Origin of the sequence: Kribbella sp. NPDC051770 (genome assembly GCF_040681455.1) — a bacterium.
Classification (GTDB): domain Bacteria; phylum Actinomycetota; class Actinomycetes; order Propionibacteriales; family Kribbellaceae; genus Kribbella.
Window position 1 is genome coordinate 192,115 of sequence record NZ_JBFAYT010000008.1, and the last position, 18,768, is coordinate 210,882.

Here is an 18,768-nt window from a genome sequence, read left to right on the forward strand (position 1 = left end):
CGGACTCGGCAAAGGAGTGGTTGACGGTGGATCTCCAGCTGAAGGGCCTGCGGGCCCTGGTCACCGGCGGGACGAAGGGCATCGGGCGCGCGGTCGTCGAGGGGCTGGTCGCGGAGGGCGCCTCGGTGGCGTTCTGCGCCCGGACCGAGAGCGACGTGACCGCGGCGGTCGAGGACCTGCGCGCGGGCGGCGCGACGGTCAGCGGGACGGCGCTCGACATCGGTGACGGGCCGGCGCTGATCAGCTGGGTGAACGACAGCGCCGCCGAGCTCGGCGGGATCGACATCGTGGTCGCCAACGTCAGCGCGCTGGCGATCGGCATCGAGGGCGAGGAGCCCTGGAAGCAGAGCTTCGAGGTCGACATGATGGGCACGGTCCGGATGGTCGACGCGGCGATGCCGTTCCTCGGCCGGAGCGAGTGGCCGTCGATCGTGACCGTGTCGAGCGTCTCGGCGCGCGAGATCGACTTCGCGGCCGGCCCGTACGGGACGTTCAAGGCCGCGATCGTGCACTACACCCAGGGCCTGGCCTTCCAGCTCGCCGGCAAGGGCATCCGCGCGAACACGGTCTCCCCGGGCAACACATACTTCCCCGGGGGCGTCTGGGAGTCGGTCGAGAGCGGCAACCCGCAGCTCTTCGCCGACTCGCTCGCGCTGAACCCGACCGGCCGGATGGCGCGCCCGGACGAGATCGCCCGCGGCGTCGTCTTCCTGGCCAGCCCGGCCGCCAGCTTCGTCAGCGGCACCAACCTGGTGATCGACGGCGCGCTGACCCGCGGGGTCCAGTTCTAGGTCTGCGGGACCACCTTGCTGTTGTTGCTCGCGGCCACGAACTTCTGCCGCGGGAGGCGGTCGAGCCAGTAGTCCATCAGCAGGTCGCCGCGGCCGCCCTGGTAGGAGCTGCAGCGGATCCGTGGGACGGCCATCGGGTCGAACGTCCTGCTGTACGGCGACGGGCACGGCCCGGCGCCGACCAGCAGCACGCCGTCGTTGCGGTACGCCGTACTGCCGTGTCCTCCGCTCGCGAGGACGCGGCGGTCGCGCGGGTGCACGCCGAGCGGCAGCGCGAGCGTGCGCGGGGGAGCGGCGGGGACTGCGCTGGTGATCATCGCCGCCAGGCGGGCGATCTCGTTCTCGGCCTGGGCGGTGGTCTGGTGGCGGAGGTTGGGGTGGTCCCAGGTGTGGTTGCCGAGCTCGCAGCCGGCGTCGTTCAGGTACTTCAGGGCGCGCGGGACGTCGGCGCCGGTGAGGCCGAACGGGGACTTGTTGAGGTAGAAGGATGCGACGGCGGGGAAGTCGGGGAAGCGCGTCTGGAAAGCGAGCAGGATGCCCATCGCGGTGTCCGGGACGACGCGGCCGGACTTGTCGAGGGCGAACTGCCCGGGGGTGCTGTCGTCGAACGTGAGGACGACGGGGGTCTTGCCGGCGGGGACGGTGGAGAGGTCGCGGCGGACCAGGTCGAGGGTGCGGATCGGGTGGTAGCCCTCGCGCTGCAGGCGCTCGAGCTCGGCGCGGAAGAAGGCGGGGGTCATGTCGTACTCGCCGCTGACGTTGGGGGTGAGGCGGTGGTGCATCAGGACGGGGATGACGCCGAGCTCGCTGGGGGTTGGGGGACGGGAGGCGGCCGCCGGTGACGTGGAAGCGGGCCCGCTGGACGGGGCAGGGGCGGCCGGTCTGATGGGCGTGTGGTCGGCGACGACCGGCGCGGCGTCGGGTCCGCTCGTGTCATTGCATCCGGCAACAACTGCCGCCGCCGCGGCGGCGAGGAACGTCCGGCGGGCCAGCTGCCCGCTCATTCGTAGATCACCAGCTCGGGCCGCGGCTTCAACGCGAGGACCTGGGCCGGTGTCATCAGCGGGCCGTGCCGGGTGTCCTCCTCGTAGAACAGCTTGAACGCGGTGTGCACACCGCGCGGCAGCTTCGTCACCAGTCCCCGGTACGTCGCCTCCTTCGCGCCGCGGGTGCCGATGCCGTCGACGGACTTCACCAGGGCGACGCCCGGGTGCGGGCGGAGCGCGGCCTCGTTGGTGACGATGCGCTTGGTGAGCTGGTGGAAGACGAACAGCTTCTCCGGGAGCCGGTACTTGGTGGTCACCGCGGAGAGGTAGGCGCCGATCTCGTTCAGCTCCGCGCCCGTCGTACGGCCGAAGACGCGTCCGGGGACCTGGCCGCGGCCGACCTGCCACTCGGGGTCGACCGCCAGGCCGACGTCCGGCTGGCGAAGCCATGGTTCGAGGCGGCGGATCTCGTCGATCGGTTTCGCCTGGCCGGGCTGGACGTCGAGCATCAGGAGCATCTTGTGCTTGCGGGCGACCGCCAGGTAGCGGTCGATCTGCTTCGGGTCGATCCGCGAGCGGTACTTGCCGTCGCGGCCGGCGGAGCCCTGGGCGGTGACGACGATCAGTTCCATCACCGGGAGGATCGTCCGGCCGCCCTGGTACGACGCCGCCAGCTTCTCCAGTCGGGTGGCGCGCTCCTCGAGGTTGCTGTCGAGGGGGCCGAGCGCGGGGGCGCCGGGGGCGCCGACGAAGGCGACGAGTTGGTGGGTGGGGAACAAGGTGCGTCCACCGCGGGGGAGTTGGGGGAGTGGCTTTGGTTTCGGCTTCGGAGGTTGTGCTGCCGAAGGAGTTGCCTGGCTCGGCCTCGAAGGCTGATCGGACGGCGCGACGTCCGCGGCGACGTCGGAGCAGCCGACGGGAAACGAGATCAAGACCAGCAGAGCGAGCGCACGGCGTACGGCCACGAAGGCCCCCGATTCCCCAGAAATCGAACGCGGGCAACGCGGCTGTACCCGATGACCTCACGCTAGGTGTGTCGGTACGGATGCACAACGTGACCACGCCGACACGTTCTCGCCTTTGTGTGGCGTCGATTGACAGTCGATAGGAAGGCGGTGATAGTCGAGCCGTGCAGATGATGGATCGGGTCGTGGTTCCGCTCAGGGTGTTCCTGGTGCTGCTGTTCGTGGGGCTGGTGTTCGCGCAGGTGGTCAGCCTGCCGGGGCAGTTCGGGCAGTTGAAGGGGGACGGCGCCGATCTGCGCTGGCCGCTGACGGTGTTCTCGATCGTCGAGGTGGTCTGCGTGCAGGTGGTGATCGTCTGCATCTGGCGGCTGCTGACGCTGGTGAAGTCGGACCGGATCTTCAGCGAGAAGGCGTTCGGCTGGGTGAACGTGATCCTGGTCGCGATGGTGGCCGGCTGGGTGCTGCTGCTCGGGATGACGATCTACCTGTCGGTGCGCGCCGACGACCCCGGGCTGCCGATCCTGCTGATCGGGCTGGTGCTGGCCGGCGGTGTCGTGCTGATGCTGATGGTCGTGATGCGCGCGCTGCTGCGCCAGGCGACCACGCTGCAGACCGACATGGAAGCGGTGATCTGATGCCGATCGTGGTCCGGATCGACGTCGAGCTCGCCAAACGCAAGATGGGCGTCGGCGAGTTCGCGGAGCTCGTCGGCCTGACCCCCGCCAACGTCGCCGTGCTCAAGAACGGCCGCGCCAAGGCGGTCCGCTTCAGCACCCTGGAGGCGATGTGCCGCGTCCTGGACTGCCAGCCCGGAGATCTTCTGGAGTGGGTCGAGGACTGATGTCGAATCCGCGCCGGCCCGTCCGACGCAGGGGTGACGACATCGACGAAAGGGTTGGACCCATGTCTTTTCAGGCGTACCTGGACACCATCGAGGACAAGACCGGCATGACCCCGCGGGCGCTGCTGGAGATCGCGCGGGAGCAGGGCTTCGAGGGCCCGGAGACCAAGATCGCGCCGCTGGCGGCGTGGTTGAAGGACGAGTACGGCGTGGGCCGCGGGCACGCGATGGCGCTGCTGCACGTGATCAAGAACGGGACCGCGATCAGCGACAAGCACGTCGGCACGACCGGGGTGCACCGCGACGCGAGCAACGAGCTGTGGCTGGACGGGAAGGCGACGAACCCGCTCAGGTGACGGTAGTCCAGCGGCGCCTCCCGGAGGGGGAAGCGCCGCCGGGTGGTCAGTCGCGGATGGCGTGGAAGCTGCTCATGTGGTCGACCATGGCGACCTCGGTGGGGAGACGTTCCATGCTGCTGGCGCCCAGGAAGCCGACGACGCCCTCGACCTTCGACAGCACGTGCCGGGCATCGTCCGGGGTGGCGATCGGGCCGCCGTGGCAGATCACCAGGGCGTCCGGGTTCACCGCGAAGATCGCGTCCCGCAGCCGGGTGACCAGGTCGACGGACTCGTCGAGGGTGAGGCTGCTCCGCGCGCCGATCATGCCCGACGTGGTGAGGCCCATGTGCGGGACCAGGACGTCGGCGCCGGCCTGTGCCATCGCGGTCGCCTCGGCCTCGTTGTGCACGTAGGCGAGCGTGACCAGGTCACGCTCGCGGGCGGCGGTGACCATCGCGACCTCGGTGTAGAACCCCAGCCCGGTCTCCTCCAGGTTGGCCCGGATGATCCCGTCGAACAGGCAGACCGTCGGGTAGTTCTGCACCCCGGCGAACCCGGTCTCCTTGACCTTGTCGAGGAAGCGCGGGATGTCCCGGAACGGGTCCGACCCGCAGACCCCGGCCATCACCGGCAGTCGCTTGGTCAGCGGCAGCACCTCGGCGCCCATCTCCATCACGATCGCGTTCGCGTCGCCGTACGGCATCAGGCCGGCCATCGAGCTGCGCCCGGCCATCCGGTACCGGCCGGAGTTGTAGACCACGACGAAGTCGAGCCCGGCCTCCTCGGCGCACTTCGCGGACAGCCCGGTACCGGCGCCGCCGCCGACGATCGGACGGCCCTCGGCGACCTTGCGGCGGAATCCGGCCAGCAGCTCGGCGCGGGACAGCGTGTTCATCTCGTCTCCTTCTCCAGCCAGGTGGCCAGCAGCTCGACCGCGGCGGCGGAGACCGCCGGGTCGTTGAGGTCGGTGTCGAAGTCGCGTACGACGATGTCCGGCCGCAGCGCGGCGCGGAGGGCGCGGTAGAGCGCGTGGTCGGCGGCCGGGTCGTGGAAAGGAGCCCCGGGCACCGAAAGTTGGGACAGCCCCTGGTGCGGGAAGAGCACGGCGACCGGCGCGGTCGACGGGTTGATCCGGGCGGCGATCCGGCGGCCGAGCTCCGCGCACTCGACGGTGCTGGTGCGCATCAGGGTGACGGCCGGGTTGTGCGGGTGCAGCAGCCGGTCGCGGAACTGCTCCGGGACCCGCTCGGGTCCGTAGAAGTTGACCATGTCGAGCGCGCCCACACTCACCACCTGCGGCACGCCGGCGCCCGCCGCGGCGGTCAGCCGGTCCGGGCCGGCCGAGCAGACGCCGCCCACCAGCTCGTCGGCGAGCTCGGTCGTGGTCAGGTCGGCAACCGCCTGGAGGCCGCCGGTCCGCACCAGTGCTTCGAGCGTCCGCCCGCCGACGCCCGTGCAGTGGAAGGTCACCGCCTCGATCCCGGCCTGGTCGAGACCGGTGACAACGGCGCTCCCGCAGTCGGTCGTGACCCCGAACATGCTGACGGCCACGAGTGGGCCGTCGCCGGCGGACCGGTGCGGTGTCGCCGCCATACCGACGACCGCGGCGGCCGCGTTGGCCAGGACGGGCCGGCTGAGCCGGTTCAGGCCGTTGATGTCGACGACCGGGTACATCAGCGTCAGGTCGGCCTCGCGGACGTACGCCCGGGTGTCCCCGGCGGCGATCGTCGAGACGAGCACCTTCGGCAGCCCGAGCGGGAGCGCGGCGCAGACCTCGCTCATCACGTACGCCGCGTTGGAGCCGCCGACCGCGAGTACGGCGTCGACCTCGCCTCTGGCGACCAGCTCGTGCACCACGACCGCGGCGCCGCGACCCATCACGGTCATCGCCGCGTTCCGGTCCGCGGCCCGGCGCAGCGCGCTGAGCTCGGCGCCACCGGCTCGGGCGACGGTCTGGCGGGTGATCGTGCGTGCGTCGGCCAGTACGCCGAGACCCGGTTCGCCGAGCACGCCGATGTCGACCAGCACCGAGCTGGCGCCCAGCTCGCTGATCCGGTCGCGCAGGAACGCGTACTCGGCGGCCTTGGTGTCGAGCGCCCCGACCAGAGCGATCGCCATCAACTGATCCCGTAGTCAGGGACCACGACCTCGGCGCCGCCGCGCAGCGCCGACTGGTGGGCGCAGATTCCCGGTGCGGTCCAGGTGGCGGCCGTGCGGGCGTCCACCCGCGCGGGACGTCCCTCGACGATGCTCGACACGAACTCGTGCACCAGATGCGGGTGCGACCCGCCGTGCCCGCCGGAGGCGAACGGCCGTAACGGCTCGGGGAGCAGCTCGGGCGCGCCCGCGGGCCGGACGTCGCGCTCATCGACCTGACGGCCCCGCCGCCCCGGTTCCAGCGGCCGCATCGCGAACTCCTTCATCGGACCGCCCTCGAGCTGCGGCCACTCCAGGGCGCCCTCGTCGCCGTACACCGAGAAACCTTCGAGGTAGCTGCGGCCGAGCTGGAAGAACGACATGGTGACGTTCGCCACGAGCTCGCCGGCCAGCTGGAAGAGCGCGGCCTCGGTCCCGAAGCCGGGCCCGCCGACACCGACCCGGTCCGGCGTGAGCCGGCTCGACCCGAGGCACCGCACCGACTCCACCCGCGAACCGGCCAGCGCGAGCGCGGGGGAGAGCGCGTGCGTGACGTAGTGCATGGGCGGGTAGCCCAGCCAGTACGGCGGGAAGCCGTCGAGGTTCTGCAGGTGGTCGCCCTTGAAGTACGCCAGCCGGCCGAGCTGCCCCGACTCGAGCAGCGACCGGGCGTGGAAGAACTCGCGCGAGTACACCGCGGTCTCCATCATCATGTAGTTGCGCCCGGCCCCTTCCTGGGCCGCGATCAGCTGGTCGAGGTCTTCCAGGGTCGTTGCCATCGGCACCGCCGACGCGCAGTGCCGGCCGGACTTCAGCACCTGCTGGACCTGACCGGCGTGCAGCGCGACCGGCGTCAGCAGGTGCACCGCGTCCCAGCCCGGTGCGGCCAGCGCCTCGTCGAGACTGCCGAACCGGTCGGTGACCCCGAGGCGGTCCGCGACGGCCGTCGTACGGGCGGGGTCGCTGTCGACCACGGCGACCCGGCCGACCGACTCGTGCGCCTGGTAGATCGGGACGAAGTCGGCGCCGAACCCGAGGCCGACCACGATGACGTCGATGCTCATCGGACCGGCACCTCCCGCTCCTCGCCGAACAGGAAGACCGCGCCGCCGCTGGCGAAGTTGTCCAGGTCCTCGTTGGCCGCGCGGCCGGCCTGCGACTCCAGGACCAGCTCGAGATCGGCGCGGCTGTCGGTGTAGAGCTCCGCCTGGTAGTGGTACGCCGGGGGAGTGCCGTCCGGCGCCGGGTCGAACCGGCAGACCGTCCATCGCTTCAGCCCGGTCATCCGCCGGGCGATCGGGATGTGCTGGTCGTCGTAGTACCGGTCGAACGCCCCGGTGTCGTCCGGGGTTCCGTAGAGCACGGTCACCTTGTACATGTCAGCCCTTCAGTCCGGTCAGCGCGATGCCCTCGACGAAGTACTTCTGCGCGAAGGCGAACAGCAGCACGATCGGCAGCAGCACCACGGCGGCCGCGGCCATCAGGTAGCCCCACTGTGCCGTGTAGGTGCCCTGGAACGAGGCGAGGCCCATCGCGAGGGTGTACTTGTCGGAGTCGTTCAGGTAGATCAGCGGCCCGAGGTAGTCGTTCCACACACCGAGGAAGGTGAAGACGCCGACCACCGCCAGTGCCGGTTTCGACAGCGGCAGGATGATCCGCCAGTAGACCTGGAACGGCGAGGCGCCGTCGATGTAGGCCGACTCGTCCAGCTCGTACGGGATCGAGAGGAAGAACTGGCGGAGCAGGGAGATGTTGAACACGGCCGTCCCGAAGAACGACGGCAGCACCAGCGGCACGTAGGTGTTCACCATCCCGATCTTCTGCCAGAACAGGAAGGTCGGGATGAGCGTCACGGCGTACGGGAGCATCACGCCGGACATCAGCAGGCCGAAGACCAGGTTCTTGTGCTTCCAGCGCAGCCGGGCGAACGAGAACGCGGCCAGCGAGCAGGACAGCAGCGTGCCGACCAGTACGCCGGCCTCGATGATCAGGGTGTTCAGGAAGTAGCGGGCGAACGGGACCTGGGTGAGCGCCCCGGTGAAGTTGTCCCAGGCGAACGGTTTCGGGATCCACTGCGGCGGCGAGACGAAGATCTGGCCGCTGTTCATCAGCGCGCTGCGGACCAGCCAGATTAGCGGCAGCAGGGTCGGGATCGCCCCGGCTACGAGGAGTGCGTAGACCAGCACCTTCTTCGCCAGCCCGCGGGGTGCGAGCGGTTTGCGCGGCGGAGCCGGTAGGTCGGCCGTGACGGCGGTCTTCTCCAGTACTGCGGTCATCGGGTGCTCCCCGCCTCGTAGTAGACCCATCGGCTGGAGTTGCGGAACAGCACGACGGTGACGGCCATGATCACCAGGAAGAGGACCCAGGCCAGCGCGCTGGCGTAGCCCATCTCGTTGTTGGTGAACGCGGTCCGGTACAGGTAGTAGATGTAGAACAGGGTCGAGTCGTTCGGGCCGCCCTCGGTCATCACCGCGGCCTGGACGAAGACCTGCAGCGCGCCGATCACGCCGGTGACGAGGCTGTAGAAGATCGTCGGCGTCATCATCGGCAGCGTGATGTGCCGGAACTTGCGCCAGGTCCCGCCACCGTCGACGGAGATCGCCTCGTACAGCTGCCGCGGCACGCCCTGCAGCCCCGCCAGGAAGATGACAGCGACGTTGCCGAAGCCCCAGACCGACATCAGGATCAGCGACGGGATCGCCGTGGACTCGTCGAAGATCCACTGCGAGCGCGGCAGCCCGGCCTTCTCGGTGATCGTGTTGAGCAGCCCGAAGTCGGGGTTGAACAACCAGATCCACAGCATCGAGTTGGCCACGATCGGGACGATCGCGGGCAGGTAGTAGATCACCCGGAACACGGCCTGACCGCGGACCGGCTGGTTCAGCAGCAGCGCGACCGCGAAGGCGACGATCAGCAGCAGCGGTACGGCGCCGAGTGTGTAGTACAGCGTTGCCCACAGCGACTTGTAGAAGCTGTCGTCGGCGGTGAACATCCGCTGGTAGTTGGCCAGGCCGACGAAACTCGGCCGGCCGCCGATCGTCCAGTCGGTCAGGCTGATCACCAGCGACGCGATCATCGGGAGCAGCGTGAAGGCGACGAAGCCGATGATCGCGGGCAGTGCCAGCAGCACGCCCCAGCGTGCCTCCTGCTTCTGGGGGCCGGCCATCTCAGAGTTCCTGGGTGGGCCACTTGCCCTGCAGCAGCGGCTGCATCTTCGGTTTCAGCGCCTTCACGATGTCGATCGGCGCGCCCTTGTTCAGGCTGATCTGCTCCAGCGCCGGGTCGAGCACCTGGTGGATCCGGTCGGCGTTCTTGATCTGCTGCCCCCAGTCGGTGACGCCGTTCTTGAGCGTCGGCTCGACCACCGCGGTCTGGAAGTTGGCGGGGTACTTGTCCTTCAGCACCCACTTGTCGATCTCGGCCTGGTCGGTGTAGTACTTCTTCTGCAGCGGAGCCCACAGGCCGTCCTTGAACAGGTCCACGTGCTCGGGGTCGTTGTAGTAGAGGTAGAGCTCGATCGCCTCCTCCGTCCGCTCGGTCTTCGCGAAGATCGCGCCCGCGGCACCGCCGGTCATGGTCAGCGGCTCCTGGAACTTGGGCAGGACGCCGACCCCGAACGGCACCTTCGACTCCATCAGGTCGAGCAGCGTCCAGTTGCCGTCGATGATCATCCCGACCCGCTTGGTCTGCAGCTGGACCGACGTGGTCGGGGCGTTCTTGCCGAGCTGCGCCGGCGTCGGCGCCACCCGGTGGACGTAGATCAGGTCCTGGATCTTCTTCAGCACGTCGACGGCCGCGGCCGAGTCGAGCGCGAACGCCGTCCCGTCCTCGTTGACCATGTCGCCGCCGTTGGACCGCAGCAGGCTGTAGAGCGGAGCACCGCCGACCGGCGCGATGGTGCCGAACTGCTTCACCTTGCCCGGGTCGAAGCCGTCCTCGCTCGGGTGCTTGCCGTTCTGGTCGAGGGTGAGCTTGTCGGCGGCCTCGACGAAGTCGTCCCAGGTCCAGGCGGTCGCGGCGGTGAACGGCGCCGGGTCGAGGCCGGCCGCGCTGAACGCGTCGGTGTTGTAGTAGAGGATCTGGACACCCATCGCGAGCTGGTTCGCGGCGAGCTTGTCCTTGCCGTACCAGAAGTAGCTGCTCGGCAGCCGGTCCTTGAGGTCGGGGTACTTGTCCAGGTACGGGAACAGGTTGAGGATCAGGTCCTTGCCCGCGAGGTCGTACAGCTGGCCGGTGCCGAGGTAGCCGAGGTCGGGCGGGGTGTTGGCCGCGACCAGGCTGGAGACCTTGGTCGGATAGTTGGAGACCGGGACGAACATCGGCTTCACGTTCGCGCCGTCGTGCTCCTTGGCGTACTTCTTCAGCATGTCGTCGATCGCCTTCTTCTCGAAGGCCGATCCCCAGTACATGAAGCTCAGGCCGGACCCGCCGCCGCTGCCGCCGCCCCCGTCGCCGCAGCCGGCCAGCACGGTGGATCCCAGGCCGGCGGCGACCGCGGCCGCGCTGCCGGTCTTGAAGAGCTGTCTCCTGCTGAGTCGGGTCTGTCCGGTCATCGCTGCTCCTCGGAGGTCGTTTCGGCGAGCGTAGGACCAATAATGTCGACCGTCAACATAAAGATGTCGAGTACAGTGATAAATCATCAGACCTCGGGGAGGACCCATGACCACGCAGGAGTACCGCGCCGGCCGCCGGCCGCCGGTGTCCCGAATCACCCGGTCCGGCGAGATTCTGGACCTGGTACGCCGTGGCCAGGCGATCACCACCGGGCAGCTCGCCGACCAGCTCGGGATCGCCCGGTCGACGGTGAACGACCGCGTCGAACTGCTGCTCGCCTCCGGACTGCTGACTCCGGCGGCGGAGTCGCCGACCGGGTCGCGGGGGCGCCCGGCGTCCACCCTCGCCTTCAACCCACGGGCCGGTACGACGCTCGCCGCGCAGCTCGGGATCTCCGGCGTCCGGCTGGCGGTCACCGACCTGGCCGGGGTGATCCTGAGCAGCGAGATGATCGACATCGACCTGGCCGACGGCCCGCGGCGGGTCCTGCGGCTGGTGACCGATGGTTTCGACCAGGCGCTGGCCCGGCTCGGAGAGGATCGCGCGCGGGTGCACGGGATCGGCTTCGGCCTGCCGGCTCGCGTGGAGCTGGCCGGGCGTCCGGGCGAGCCGGAGTTGACCGACGAGGTGGTCCGCGACGTGCTCGCCGCGTGGTTGCCGGTGCCGGTCTTCGTCGACCACGACGTCAACCTGTTGGCGTTCGGTGAGCTGTGCGCCCGCGACGACGCCCCCGAGGTGCTGGTCAGCGTCAAGGTGGGCACGGTGATCGGCTGCGGTCTGGTGGTCAACGGGCAGGTCGTGCAGGGCGAGTCCGGGATGGCCGGCGAGATCGGCCACACCCGCGTCGGTGACTCCGAGGTGCCGTGCGGCTGTGGCAACGTCGGCTGCCTGAACGCCGTCGCGAGTGGTGGTGCGCTGGCCCGGCGCCTGCGGGAGCAGGGGATCGATGCGCCGAACGCCCGGGCGGTCGCGGCGCTGGCGAAGTCCGGTGACGTCACCGCCGGTCATGCAGTGCGGATGGCCGGTCGCGATCTCGGTGAGGTGCTCGCCGGGGTGGTCAACCTGCTGAACCCCGCCGTGATCAGTCTGTGGGGCTATCTGGCCGAGGCTGAGGAACAGTTGATCGCGGGGATCCGGGAGAGTATCGCGCGGTCGGCCCAGCCGGGGCCGGCCGGCAAGGTCCGGATCGAGCCGGCCGTGATGGGCGCTGACGCGGGCCTGTACGGCGCGGCGATGATGGTCGTCGAGCACGCGCTCCGGCCGGACGCGGTGGAGAGTCACCTGCACGCCAGTCTCGGATGAGCACCTGACCCGTCAGGAGTTAGGTTAGGCTGCCCTTCGACCGATCTGGGTGAGGAGCTGGGGCATGCGGGCACGGGTGGTGGCGATCGCGGCGGCGCTGGTGCTGGCGCTGGGGGCGTGCGGCAGCGGGAGTGACGGGGACGAAGCGCCGGTCGCCAGTGGCGACGGATTCCCGGTGACGATCGACCACCTGTTCGGCTCGACGACGATCAAGGCGAAGCCGGAGCGGATCGTCGCGATCGGCGGCGGGGACATGGAGAGCGCGATCGCGATCGGCGCCGTACCGGTCGCCGGTGCGGACTGGTTCGGGTTCACCGAGACTCGGACCTGGGTCAAGGACGCGCTCGGGGACCGGCCGGCGCCGAAGCTGGTGGCGTCGTTCGAGCCGAAGTTCGAGGAGATCGCGGCGCTGAAGCCGGACCTGATCCTCTACGTGAACTCGATCAACGACAAGAAGCAGTACGAGACCTTCAGCGGGATCGCGCCGACGGTCGCGGCGCCGGCCGGGACCAAGAACGTGTACGGCGTGAAGTGGCAGGACCAGGTGACGACGATCGCGAAGGCGACCGGCCGGACCGCCGACGGCCTGAAGGTGATCGCCGACACCGAGGGCCTGCTCGCCGCGACCGCGAAGGCGAACCCGGGCTGGGCCGGCAAGACGATCACCGCCGGGGTGTTCAGCACCGACCAGTTCTCGGCCTGGCTGCCGTCCGACCCGCGGATGCGGCTGCTCACCGCGCTCGGGTTCAGGACCAACCCGCAGATCGATGCCCTGGACAACGGTGACTTCTACGTGAAGATCGCGCAGGAGCAGCTGGAGAAGCTGAACGCCGACCTGATCCTGCTCGCCGCCGCCGACCAGGACGGCAAGGTCGACCCGAAGGTGACCGGCAACCCGGTCTACAACAACCTGGCCACGGTCAAGGCCGGGCACGTCGCGTACTTCGGCGGCGCGCCGGTGATCAACTCCAACTCCGGCAGCGGCCAGTTCTCCAGCGCGTTCTCGATCGGCGGCCCGCTCGGCATCAAGTACCTGACCGGCAAGATCGCGCCGCTGCTGAACAAGGCGCTGCCCGCTAGCTCGTGACGCGCTGGGCCGCCTTGTCGAAGAGGCGGTCCGGGATGAGCCGGCGAACCTTCGGTACGACGTACGCGGCCGCGCCGATCGGGTAGCGGGTCTTCGGGCGCTCGGCGGTGACCGCGTGCTCGATCTGCTCGGCGACCTTCTGCGGGCTGGCGCCGTGCTTGGAGGCGTGGCGCAGACTCTCGCGGAACGCGTCGACGCGTTCGGCGTACCGGTCGTTGGCGGGGAGGCGGTCGAGGGTCTGGATCGCCTTCGCCCACAGGGGAGTGGCGATCGGGCCGGGCTCGACGAGGCTCACGGAGATACCGTCCGGGTCGAGCTCCTGGCGCCAGGCGTCGGCGATGGCTTCCATCGCGTACTTCGAGGCGTGGTAGGCGCCGGCGAGCTGGACGGAGACCAGGCCGCCCATGGAGCCGACGAAGACGATCCGGCCGGGGCCGCGGCGCTCGCCCTCTCGTCCTGCCCGGCGAAGGACCGGCAGCGCGAGTTGGGTGACGGCTACCGAGCCGACGACATTCACGTCGAGCTGGTGGCGGAGGCTGTCGATCGGGAGCAGTTCCAACGGGCCGGCGATGCCTTCACCCGCGATGTTCACCACGGCGTCGAGACCGGCTTCGCCCAGTGCGGTGTCGACCTCGGTGATCAGGGCGCGGACCGAGTCGGCGTCCGTGACGTCGACCTGGTGGACCGAGAGTTTCTCCGAGGTCTGCTTGGCGAGGATCTCGCCGTCGGAAGGGTCGTGGACGGCGGCGAAGACGCGGATCCCGAGCTGGTCGAGCCGGAGTGCGGTCGCCGCTCCGATCCCGCTGCCGGCACCGGTCAGGAGTACTGCGGACATGACGTTCCCCTCGATGGGTGACGATGTGTTCGCCGCCCGGTACCCCTCGACGGGATCGGGAACCTAGCGGCGCGGCTTGCCTCGGCGGGTCGGCCGGCGCTGCGCGGCCGCCTTCTTCGCGGGCGCGCCCTGCTTGGCCTGCGCGGGCTTCTTCTTCGGCTGCTTCTTCTCCTCGCGCTGCGGCGTCCGGGTGCTGTTCACCGTCCGGCCGCGGACGATGCCGATGAACTGCTCCATCAGGTCGCTCGGGTCGCCCTCGGGCCAGGTCAGGACGACGCTCGACTCCGGCGCTTCGACGAGAGGCCGGTACGTGAGGTCCTTGCGGTGGTGCAGCCGCGCCAGCGACTGCGGCACGATCAGTACGCCGACGCCCGCCGCGACGAGCTCGATCGCCTCGGCGGTGGTCGCGGGGACGATGGTCGCCGCTTCGCCGGGGCGGTCGGTCCAGGTGAGGGTGTCGTCCTGCGGGTAGAGCACGAACTCGTCAGCGAGATCCGCCGCGGTGACTTCTTCGGCCGCCGTCACCAGGTGATCCTTCGGGACCACGACGACCGTGGTCTCCGTGTAGAGCGGGATCGCGTTCAGCCCGGTCCGGTCGATCGGCAGCCGGACCAGACCGGCGTCCGCCTCACCCCGCCGTACGACGTCCGCCGCCTCCGCCGCGGTGACCGTCACCAGCGTAAGGGTGACCCGGGGGAGGCGCTCCTGCCAGATCCGCACCCACTTCGCCGGAGTGACCCCGGGAACGTACGCGAGCCGGAAGGCCGCGGGGGCCGGCGCGGAGCTGGGGGCGGTCTCGGGCTCGGGGATGGGGTCGGTCACCGGGTCAGGTTATCCGGCGGTGGTCTGCGAGCCGGTCAACCCTCGATACCCTGGCGGTATGACGTCGCAGAAATCCCCTCAGACGATGAAGCCCGCGACTGCGGCGAAGAAGCTCGGTGTGCTGCTCGAGGAAACCCCGGCCGAGTTCCGGGACGGTGTGGTCTCGCGCGACCAGCTGAACGCCCTCCAGGCCGACCCGCCGGAGTGGCTGCGTGAGCTGCGCAAGACGGGGCCGCACCCGCGGCCGGTGGTCGCGGCGAAGCTCGGGGTGTCGATCTCGGGCCTGGCCCGCGCTGGGATGACCGAGCCGTTGACCACCGAGCAGATCGAGGCGCTGAAGGAAGAGTTCCCGGAGTGGTTGCGGCGGGAGCGCAACACGCACGCGGAGGTTCAGCGCGAGGCCGCGCAGCTGAAGGCGGAGCGCTCCGAGGCCTGAGCGAGGAACAGCCGCTGACCGGCGGGCCGGCGCCCAAAGGCCGGCCCGCCGGTCAGGGGATCAGTGCTGGGGGCGGTAGCGGACCGTGCGGCCGTTCAGCGGCTGGAGGGCGCGGCTGTCGCCGTCGGGGAAGCGCGACTGGAAGTGGTGCAGCGAGACCGGGAGGATCTCGCGGTGGTGCGCGAGCACCAGCCAGGAGACCGGCTCGGAGTACGGCGCGGTGGTGAGCGAGCCGTCGTACCGGTACGTCGACAGGTCGTGCGGCAGCGCCGTCGCGAGGTTGATCTGGCCGAGGTCGACCTCCTCGTCGCACTCCTCGGGGACCGTCGCGAGCACCTTGTCCTGCAGCGTTCCGCCGTGCCCGCCGGTGCCGATGAACAGCGCGACGACGAGCTTCTCGCCGTTCGGGCCGCTGTGCACGAAGTGCTGCTCGAGCGCGTACTGGTGGCCGTTGAGCCGGTGCTCGGAGCGGGTGTGGAAGTGGAAGTTCACCAGGTCGTAGCGCACGCCGCCGACCGTGACCCAGGCCGCGCCGGCCGGGATCTCGGCGAGGATCGTCTCCTCCGCGGTCCGGTTGTCGCAGCCGCCGGGCTGACCGGCGTCGCGGCTCTCGTACCGGATCTTCAGCGCGAGCGAGCTCGGGTAGTGGACGTGCAGCGCGGGCAGCGCGGGGCTGGTCACGGCGTGCGCGGTCCGGATGTCGATCGGGCTCTGGTGCGGTGTCTGCGCGGACGCGCTGGTGAGCAGCGACGGCGAGGCCAGTACGGCGGCGGTCGCGGGGACGCCGAGGAGCAGGGCACGGCGGGACACAGGCAGGGACACGGGGGACTCCGTACTTTGGGCGGGAACAGGACACCCGGTCCTCAACCGGGCATCCGCGAGTATGCGCCCGGCGACGGACGGTCAGCGCCGAAGTCCGCCCAGGACGGCGACTTTCCGCCCGACCGGGAACAAATCAGGTCCGCCAGGGCAACACCCTCAAGCTCGCGAGAGCGCGTCCCGCAGCGCGGCTCGGGCCGTGATGCCGAGCTTCGGGAACACCCGGTACAGGTGCGCCGCGACGGTCCGCGGTGACAGCGCCAACCGCTCCCCGATCTCCTTATTCGTCAGCCCGGTCGCAGCCAGCAATGCGATCTCGTGCTCCTGCCCGGTCAACCCGCTGTCCGGCCGCCGCGCCGCAGCCGCCCGGGTCAACCCGGTCGCCCGCAACTCGTTCTCCACCCGCCGTGACCAAGGCGCAGCCTCCAGCCCGTCGAAGACAGCAAGCGCCGCGGTCAGCTCCCGCCGAGCCGCCGCGATCTGCCGATGCCGCCGCAACGCCTCGCCGTAGCAGAGCCGCACCCGCGCCAGATCGAACGGCCACTGCTCAGCCCCCGGTACGGCGAGAGCCCGCTCGAAGCACGCCGTGCGCCGGTCCTCCGGCGCCACCAACGCCTCCGCGCCACGAATCACCAACGCCAACCGCGGCGACAACCCATCCAGAGAAGCCGCCTTGGCCGCGGCGACATGCGCCCGCGCCTGCGGCTCCCGCCCCGACCGCACCGCCGACTCGACCAGATCGAACAGCACCCACAACGCGTGCGGCAGGTGTGGAGGGAAGGAACCGGCCGGGCAGACCTCCGCAGCATGCCGGTACGCCGCCTCGAAGTCGCCGCGACCGAGCGCCGCCAGGCACCGGATCTGCCGCGCCATCCCCTGTACCAGCAGGGCGCCGCGCGCACCGGCCCAACGATCCAGCTCGTCGGCGGCCGCTTCCGCCGTACCGACTCCGCGGGCGGCGTTCACCAGGTAGCCGATGTACCCGTCGAAGACCCAGGTATACCGCAGATAGCCGTGCTCGGTGGCCAGCGTGCGGCCTTCGTCGACGAGCTGCCCGACCTCGTCCCACCGGCCGTGCATCCAGGCGTCGACCGACAGCGAGACGATCGCGTTGATCGCCGCCGAGACCGCGCCGCCCTGCCGGCCGTCCTCGACCACCCGCCACAACGCCTCGCGGCACGCGCTCAGCCGGTCGAGATAGACCGACGCGACGCCGAGCCGGATGATCGCCCACGGGTTGTCGGTGCGGGCCAGGCCGTCGGTCTCGGCCTTGAGCAGCGGCAGTACGGCGTGGCCGCGCCGGGCCGGGTCCCAGTTGCCGGCCAGGATCGTCAGGTCGGCCGGTGCGTCGGGACCGAGCCGTTCCATGTGGGCGTCGAACGGTGCCCACAGCTCGGCCCGGCCGCTGAAGTAGCAGACCGTCGCGAGCAGGGCGAGTGCGTCGGTCAGCGTCTTGGCGTCGACCTTGTGCGCGTGCGCTTCGAGGGCGAGCGTGAGCAGCCGGTGCGGGGTGTCGATCGCGCAGTCGCGGTTGAACAGCACACAGGCCGCGGCCGTCGACAACTGCAGCGAGCAGGTCGGGTCGATCAGCGAACGGTTCGCGGTCTCCAGCAGGTCGGCGGCGTTGCCGAGCTCGCCGATCACCTCAGCGCCGATGATCGCGGCCTGCGCCAGCCGGCGGACGCGCGCGTCCCGGTCGACGCTCAGCTCGGCGGCGCGGGTCAGGGTCTCCACGCTGGCCACGGCGTCGCCGCGGCCGAGCACGATGTGCGCGGCCTGGTCGACGATCTCGGCGACCGTCTCGTCCGGCTCGATGGTGGCCTCGGCGAGGTGCCAGGCCCGGCGGACGGGGTCGGTGCAGCGGTCGGCGAGCAGCTTGTGCGCGCGGCGGCGGTCGCCGATCGCGGACAGCTCGACGACGGCCAGCCGGCTCAGCGGATGCCGGAAGAGCAGCTTGCCGTTGCGTTCGTGGAGCTGGGCGACACCCTCGTCGAGCGCCGCGCGGACCGGACCGTGGACGTCGACGGCCCGCTGGTCGATCGGGCTGGACAGCGCGGCGAGCAGCAGCAGTTCGCGGGTCGCCTCGGGCAGGCCGCTGATCCGCTCGGCGAACATGTCCTGCAGCCGGCTGCCGATCGGGAGCGTCGTGATGGTGGCCGATCCGTGCCGGACCGACGGCAGCTCGGTCAGGGCGAGCGGGTTGCCCTGCGCCTCCTCGGCGATCCGGCGGCGGTCGCGCGAGGTCAGCTCGGGGTGGCGGTGCCGGAGCAGCTCGCCGCTGGCCGCGTCGTCGAGAGGACCGATGACGAGCTGCGGCATCCCGCCGTACTCGAAGAAGGCGGTGCTGCCGGTCCGGCGGCCGATCAGCAGGCCGACCGGAAGCTCGGCGAGGCGCCGGGCGACCAGGCCGAGCACGACGGCGCTCGACCGGTCGACCCAGGGGATGTCGTCGACCACGAGCAGGACCGGCGTCGCGACGGACAGATTCGCGAGCAGGTCGAGCACGGCGTTCGAGACCGTGAGGAAGTTCGGTACCGGGCCGCTCTCGAGCCCGAGCGCGACGCGCAGCGGCTGGCTGCCGCGGCCACGCACGACCGGCAGCAGCAACTGGTTCAGTCCGGCGAAACTGATGTCGGCCTCGAACTCGACCCCGGCCGCGCGCAGGACCCGCTGGTCCTGCTCGGCGGCGTACGCGGCTGCGTCGTCGAGCAGCACGCTCTTGCCGATACCGACCTCGCCGACGACCAGCAACGCGTCGCCGGATTCCACCGTCTTGCGGATCTCCGCCCGCTCGACCTCACGGCCGATCAGGCAGGCCCTCGTCCTCGAGCCGTTCACGTTCTTCTCCGAGCCACC

The 18,768-nt window shown here is 70.4% G+C and carries 20 protein-coding genes; 7 read left to right on the forward strand and 13 right to left on the reverse strand.

The genetic code is table 11. The annotated features are described in order from the left end of the window. Positions 1-26: 26 nt before the first annotated feature. Positions 27-791 carry an SDR family oxidoreductase gene (locus AB0M01_RS26000; protein ID WP_363673840.1) on the forward strand — a complete coding sequence of 255 codons (765 nt, stop codon included), beginning with the start codon at positions 27-29 and terminating at the stop codon, positions 789-791. On the opposite strand, the gene AB0M01_RS26005 is transcribed toward AB0M01_RS26000, so the two are convergent. Both AB0M01_RS26005 and AB0M01_RS26010 read right to left on the reverse strand, forming a co-directional pair. Then, positions 788-1,795, reverse strand: a complete 1,008-nt coding sequence (locus AB0M01_RS26005) for a polysaccharide deacetylase family protein (RefSeq protein WP_363673842.1) — start codon at positions 1,793-1,795, stop codon at positions 788-790. The genes AB0M01_RS26000 and AB0M01_RS26005 overlap by 4 nt on opposite strands. After that, positions 1,792-2,556 (reverse strand): hypothetical protein, encoded by a 765-nt coding sequence (locus AB0M01_RS26010; RefSeq protein ID WP_363673844.1) that lies wholly within the window; start codon positions 2,554-2,556, stop codon positions 1,792-1,794. Before AB0M01_RS26010 ends, AB0M01_RS26005 begins: the two co-directional genes overlap by 4 nt. Before the next feature lie 371 nt (positions 2,557-2,927). Here AB0M01_RS26010 and AB0M01_RS26015 point away from each other — a divergent pair, with 371 nt between their 5' ends. The 3 genes from AB0M01_RS26015 to AB0M01_RS26025 all read left to right on the forward strand — a co-directional run bounded on the left by AB0M01_RS26015 (position 2,928) and on the right by AB0M01_RS26025 (position 3,939). Further along, the gene (locus AB0M01_RS26015; RefSeq protein WP_363673846.1) at positions 2,928-3,377 is read left to right on the forward strand and encodes a DUF2975 domain-containing protein; all 450 of its coding nucleotides are present in this window, start codon (positions 2,928-2,930) and stop codon (positions 3,375-3,377) included. Then, positions 3,377-3,583 carry a helix-turn-helix transcriptional regulator gene (locus tag AB0M01_RS26020; RefSeq protein ID WP_184794626.1) on the forward strand — a complete coding sequence of 69 codons (207 nt, stop codon included), beginning with the start codon at positions 3,377-3,379 and terminating at the stop codon, positions 3,581-3,583. The genes AB0M01_RS26015 and AB0M01_RS26020 overlap by 1 nt, the downstream gene beginning before the upstream one ends. A 62-nt stretch (positions 3,584-3,645) precedes the next feature. Further along, positions 3,646-3,939, forward strand: a complete 294-nt coding sequence (locus tag AB0M01_RS26025; RefSeq protein WP_363673848.1) for a DUF4287 domain-containing protein — start codon at positions 3,646-3,648, stop codon at positions 3,937-3,939. Positions 3,940-3,985: 46 nt separating this feature from the next. On the opposite strand, the gene AB0M01_RS26030 is transcribed toward AB0M01_RS26025, so the two are convergent. The 7 genes from AB0M01_RS26030 to AB0M01_RS26060 are packed head-to-tail and all read right to left on the reverse strand — an operon-like array spanning position 3,986 to position 10,610. Then, complete coding sequence (locus AB0M01_RS26030) at positions 3,986-4,816, reverse strand: phosphoenolpyruvate hydrolase family protein (protein WP_363673850.1); 831 nt, start codon at positions 4,814-4,816, stop codon at positions 3,986-3,988. Next, positions 4,813-6,039, reverse strand: a complete 1,227-nt coding sequence (locus AB0M01_RS26035) for a Tm-1-like ATP-binding domain-containing protein (protein ID WP_363673852.1) — start codon at positions 6,037-6,039, stop codon at positions 4,813-4,815. The genes AB0M01_RS26030 and AB0M01_RS26035 overlap by 4 nt, the downstream gene beginning before the upstream one ends. Further along, positions 6,039-7,121 (reverse strand): Gfo/Idh/MocA family oxidoreductase, encoded by a 1,083-nt coding sequence (locus AB0M01_RS26040; RefSeq protein WP_363673854.1) that lies wholly within the window; start codon positions 7,119-7,121, stop codon positions 6,039-6,041. Before AB0M01_RS26040 ends, AB0M01_RS26035 begins: the two co-directional genes overlap by 1 nt. Further along, positions 7,118-7,435, reverse strand: a complete 318-nt coding sequence (locus AB0M01_RS26045; protein WP_363673856.1) for an EthD family reductase — start codon at positions 7,433-7,435, stop codon at positions 7,118-7,120. Before AB0M01_RS26045 ends, AB0M01_RS26040 begins: the two co-directional genes overlap by 4 nt. Position 7,436: 1 nt before the next feature. Beyond that, positions 7,437-8,333 carry a carbohydrate ABC transporter permease gene (locus AB0M01_RS26050; protein ID WP_363673858.1) on the reverse strand — a complete coding sequence of 299 codons (897 nt, stop codon included), beginning with the start codon at positions 8,331-8,333 and terminating at the stop codon, positions 7,437-7,439. Next, positions 8,330-9,223, reverse strand: coding sequence for a sugar ABC transporter permease (locus tag AB0M01_RS26055; RefSeq protein ID WP_363673860.1), 894 nt, complete (start codon positions 9,221-9,223; stop codon positions 8,330-8,332). The genes AB0M01_RS26050 and AB0M01_RS26055 overlap by 4 nt, the downstream gene beginning before the upstream one ends. A 1-nt stretch (position 9,224) precedes the next feature. After that, a complete protein-coding gene (locus AB0M01_RS26060) occupies positions 9,225-10,610 on the reverse strand; it encodes an extracellular solute-binding protein (protein ID WP_363673862.1) in 1,386 nt (461 codons plus the stop codon). 106 nt (positions 10,611-10,716) lie between these two features. On the opposite strand from AB0M01_RS26060, the gene AB0M01_RS26065 reads away from it, so the two are divergent. Both AB0M01_RS26065 and AB0M01_RS26070 read left to right on the forward strand, forming a co-directional pair. Next, the gene (locus AB0M01_RS26065) at positions 10,717-11,913 is read left to right on the forward strand and encodes an ROK family transcriptional regulator (RefSeq protein WP_363673864.1); all 1,197 of its coding nucleotides are present in this window, start codon (positions 10,717-10,719) and stop codon (positions 11,911-11,913) included. A 64-nt stretch (positions 11,914-11,977) separates the two neighbouring features. Beyond that, the gene (locus AB0M01_RS26070) at positions 11,978-13,000 is read left to right on the forward strand and encodes an iron-siderophore ABC transporter substrate-binding protein (RefSeq protein WP_363673866.1); all 1,023 of its coding nucleotides are present in this window, start codon (positions 11,978-11,980) and stop codon (positions 12,998-13,000) included. Here the strand turns inward: AB0M01_RS26070 and AB0M01_RS26075 are convergent. Together AB0M01_RS26075 and AB0M01_RS26080 are read right to left on the reverse strand one after the other, a co-directional pair. Beyond that, positions 12,990-13,835: an SDR family NAD(P)-dependent oxidoreductase gene (locus tag AB0M01_RS26075; protein ID WP_363673868.1), complete on the reverse strand. Its 846-nt coding sequence runs from the start codon at positions 13,833-13,835 to the stop codon at positions 12,990-12,992. The two genes, AB0M01_RS26070 and AB0M01_RS26075, sit on opposite strands and share 11 nt — an antisense overlap. A 63-nt stretch (positions 13,836-13,898) precedes the next feature. Then, positions 13,899-14,657 carry a LysR family substrate-binding domain-containing protein gene (locus AB0M01_RS26080; RefSeq protein WP_363673870.1) on the reverse strand — a complete coding sequence of 253 codons (759 nt, stop codon included), beginning with the start codon at positions 14,655-14,657 and terminating at the stop codon, positions 13,899-13,901. Between the two features lie 58 nt (positions 14,658-14,715). Here AB0M01_RS26080 and AB0M01_RS26085 point away from each other — a divergent pair, with 58 nt between their 5' ends. Continuing rightward, complete coding sequence (locus AB0M01_RS26085) at positions 14,716-15,093, forward strand: DUF5997 family protein (RefSeq protein ID WP_363673872.1); 378 nt, start codon at positions 14,716-14,718, stop codon at positions 15,091-15,093. A 60-nt stretch (positions 15,094-15,153) separates the two neighbouring features. Here the strand turns inward: AB0M01_RS26085 and AB0M01_RS26090 are convergent, their stop codons facing one another. Then, positions 15,154-15,915 carry a carbonic anhydrase family protein gene (locus AB0M01_RS26090; RefSeq protein ID WP_363673874.1) on the reverse strand — a complete coding sequence of 254 codons (762 nt, stop codon included), beginning with the start codon at positions 15,913-15,915 and terminating at the stop codon, positions 15,154-15,156. A gap of 156 nt (positions 15,916-16,071) precedes the next feature. Further along, a complete protein-coding gene (locus AB0M01_RS26095; RefSeq protein WP_363673876.1) occupies positions 16,072-18,750 on the reverse strand; it encodes an AAA family ATPase in 2,679 nt (892 codons plus the stop codon). Positions 18,751-18,768 lie beyond the last annotated feature (18 nt).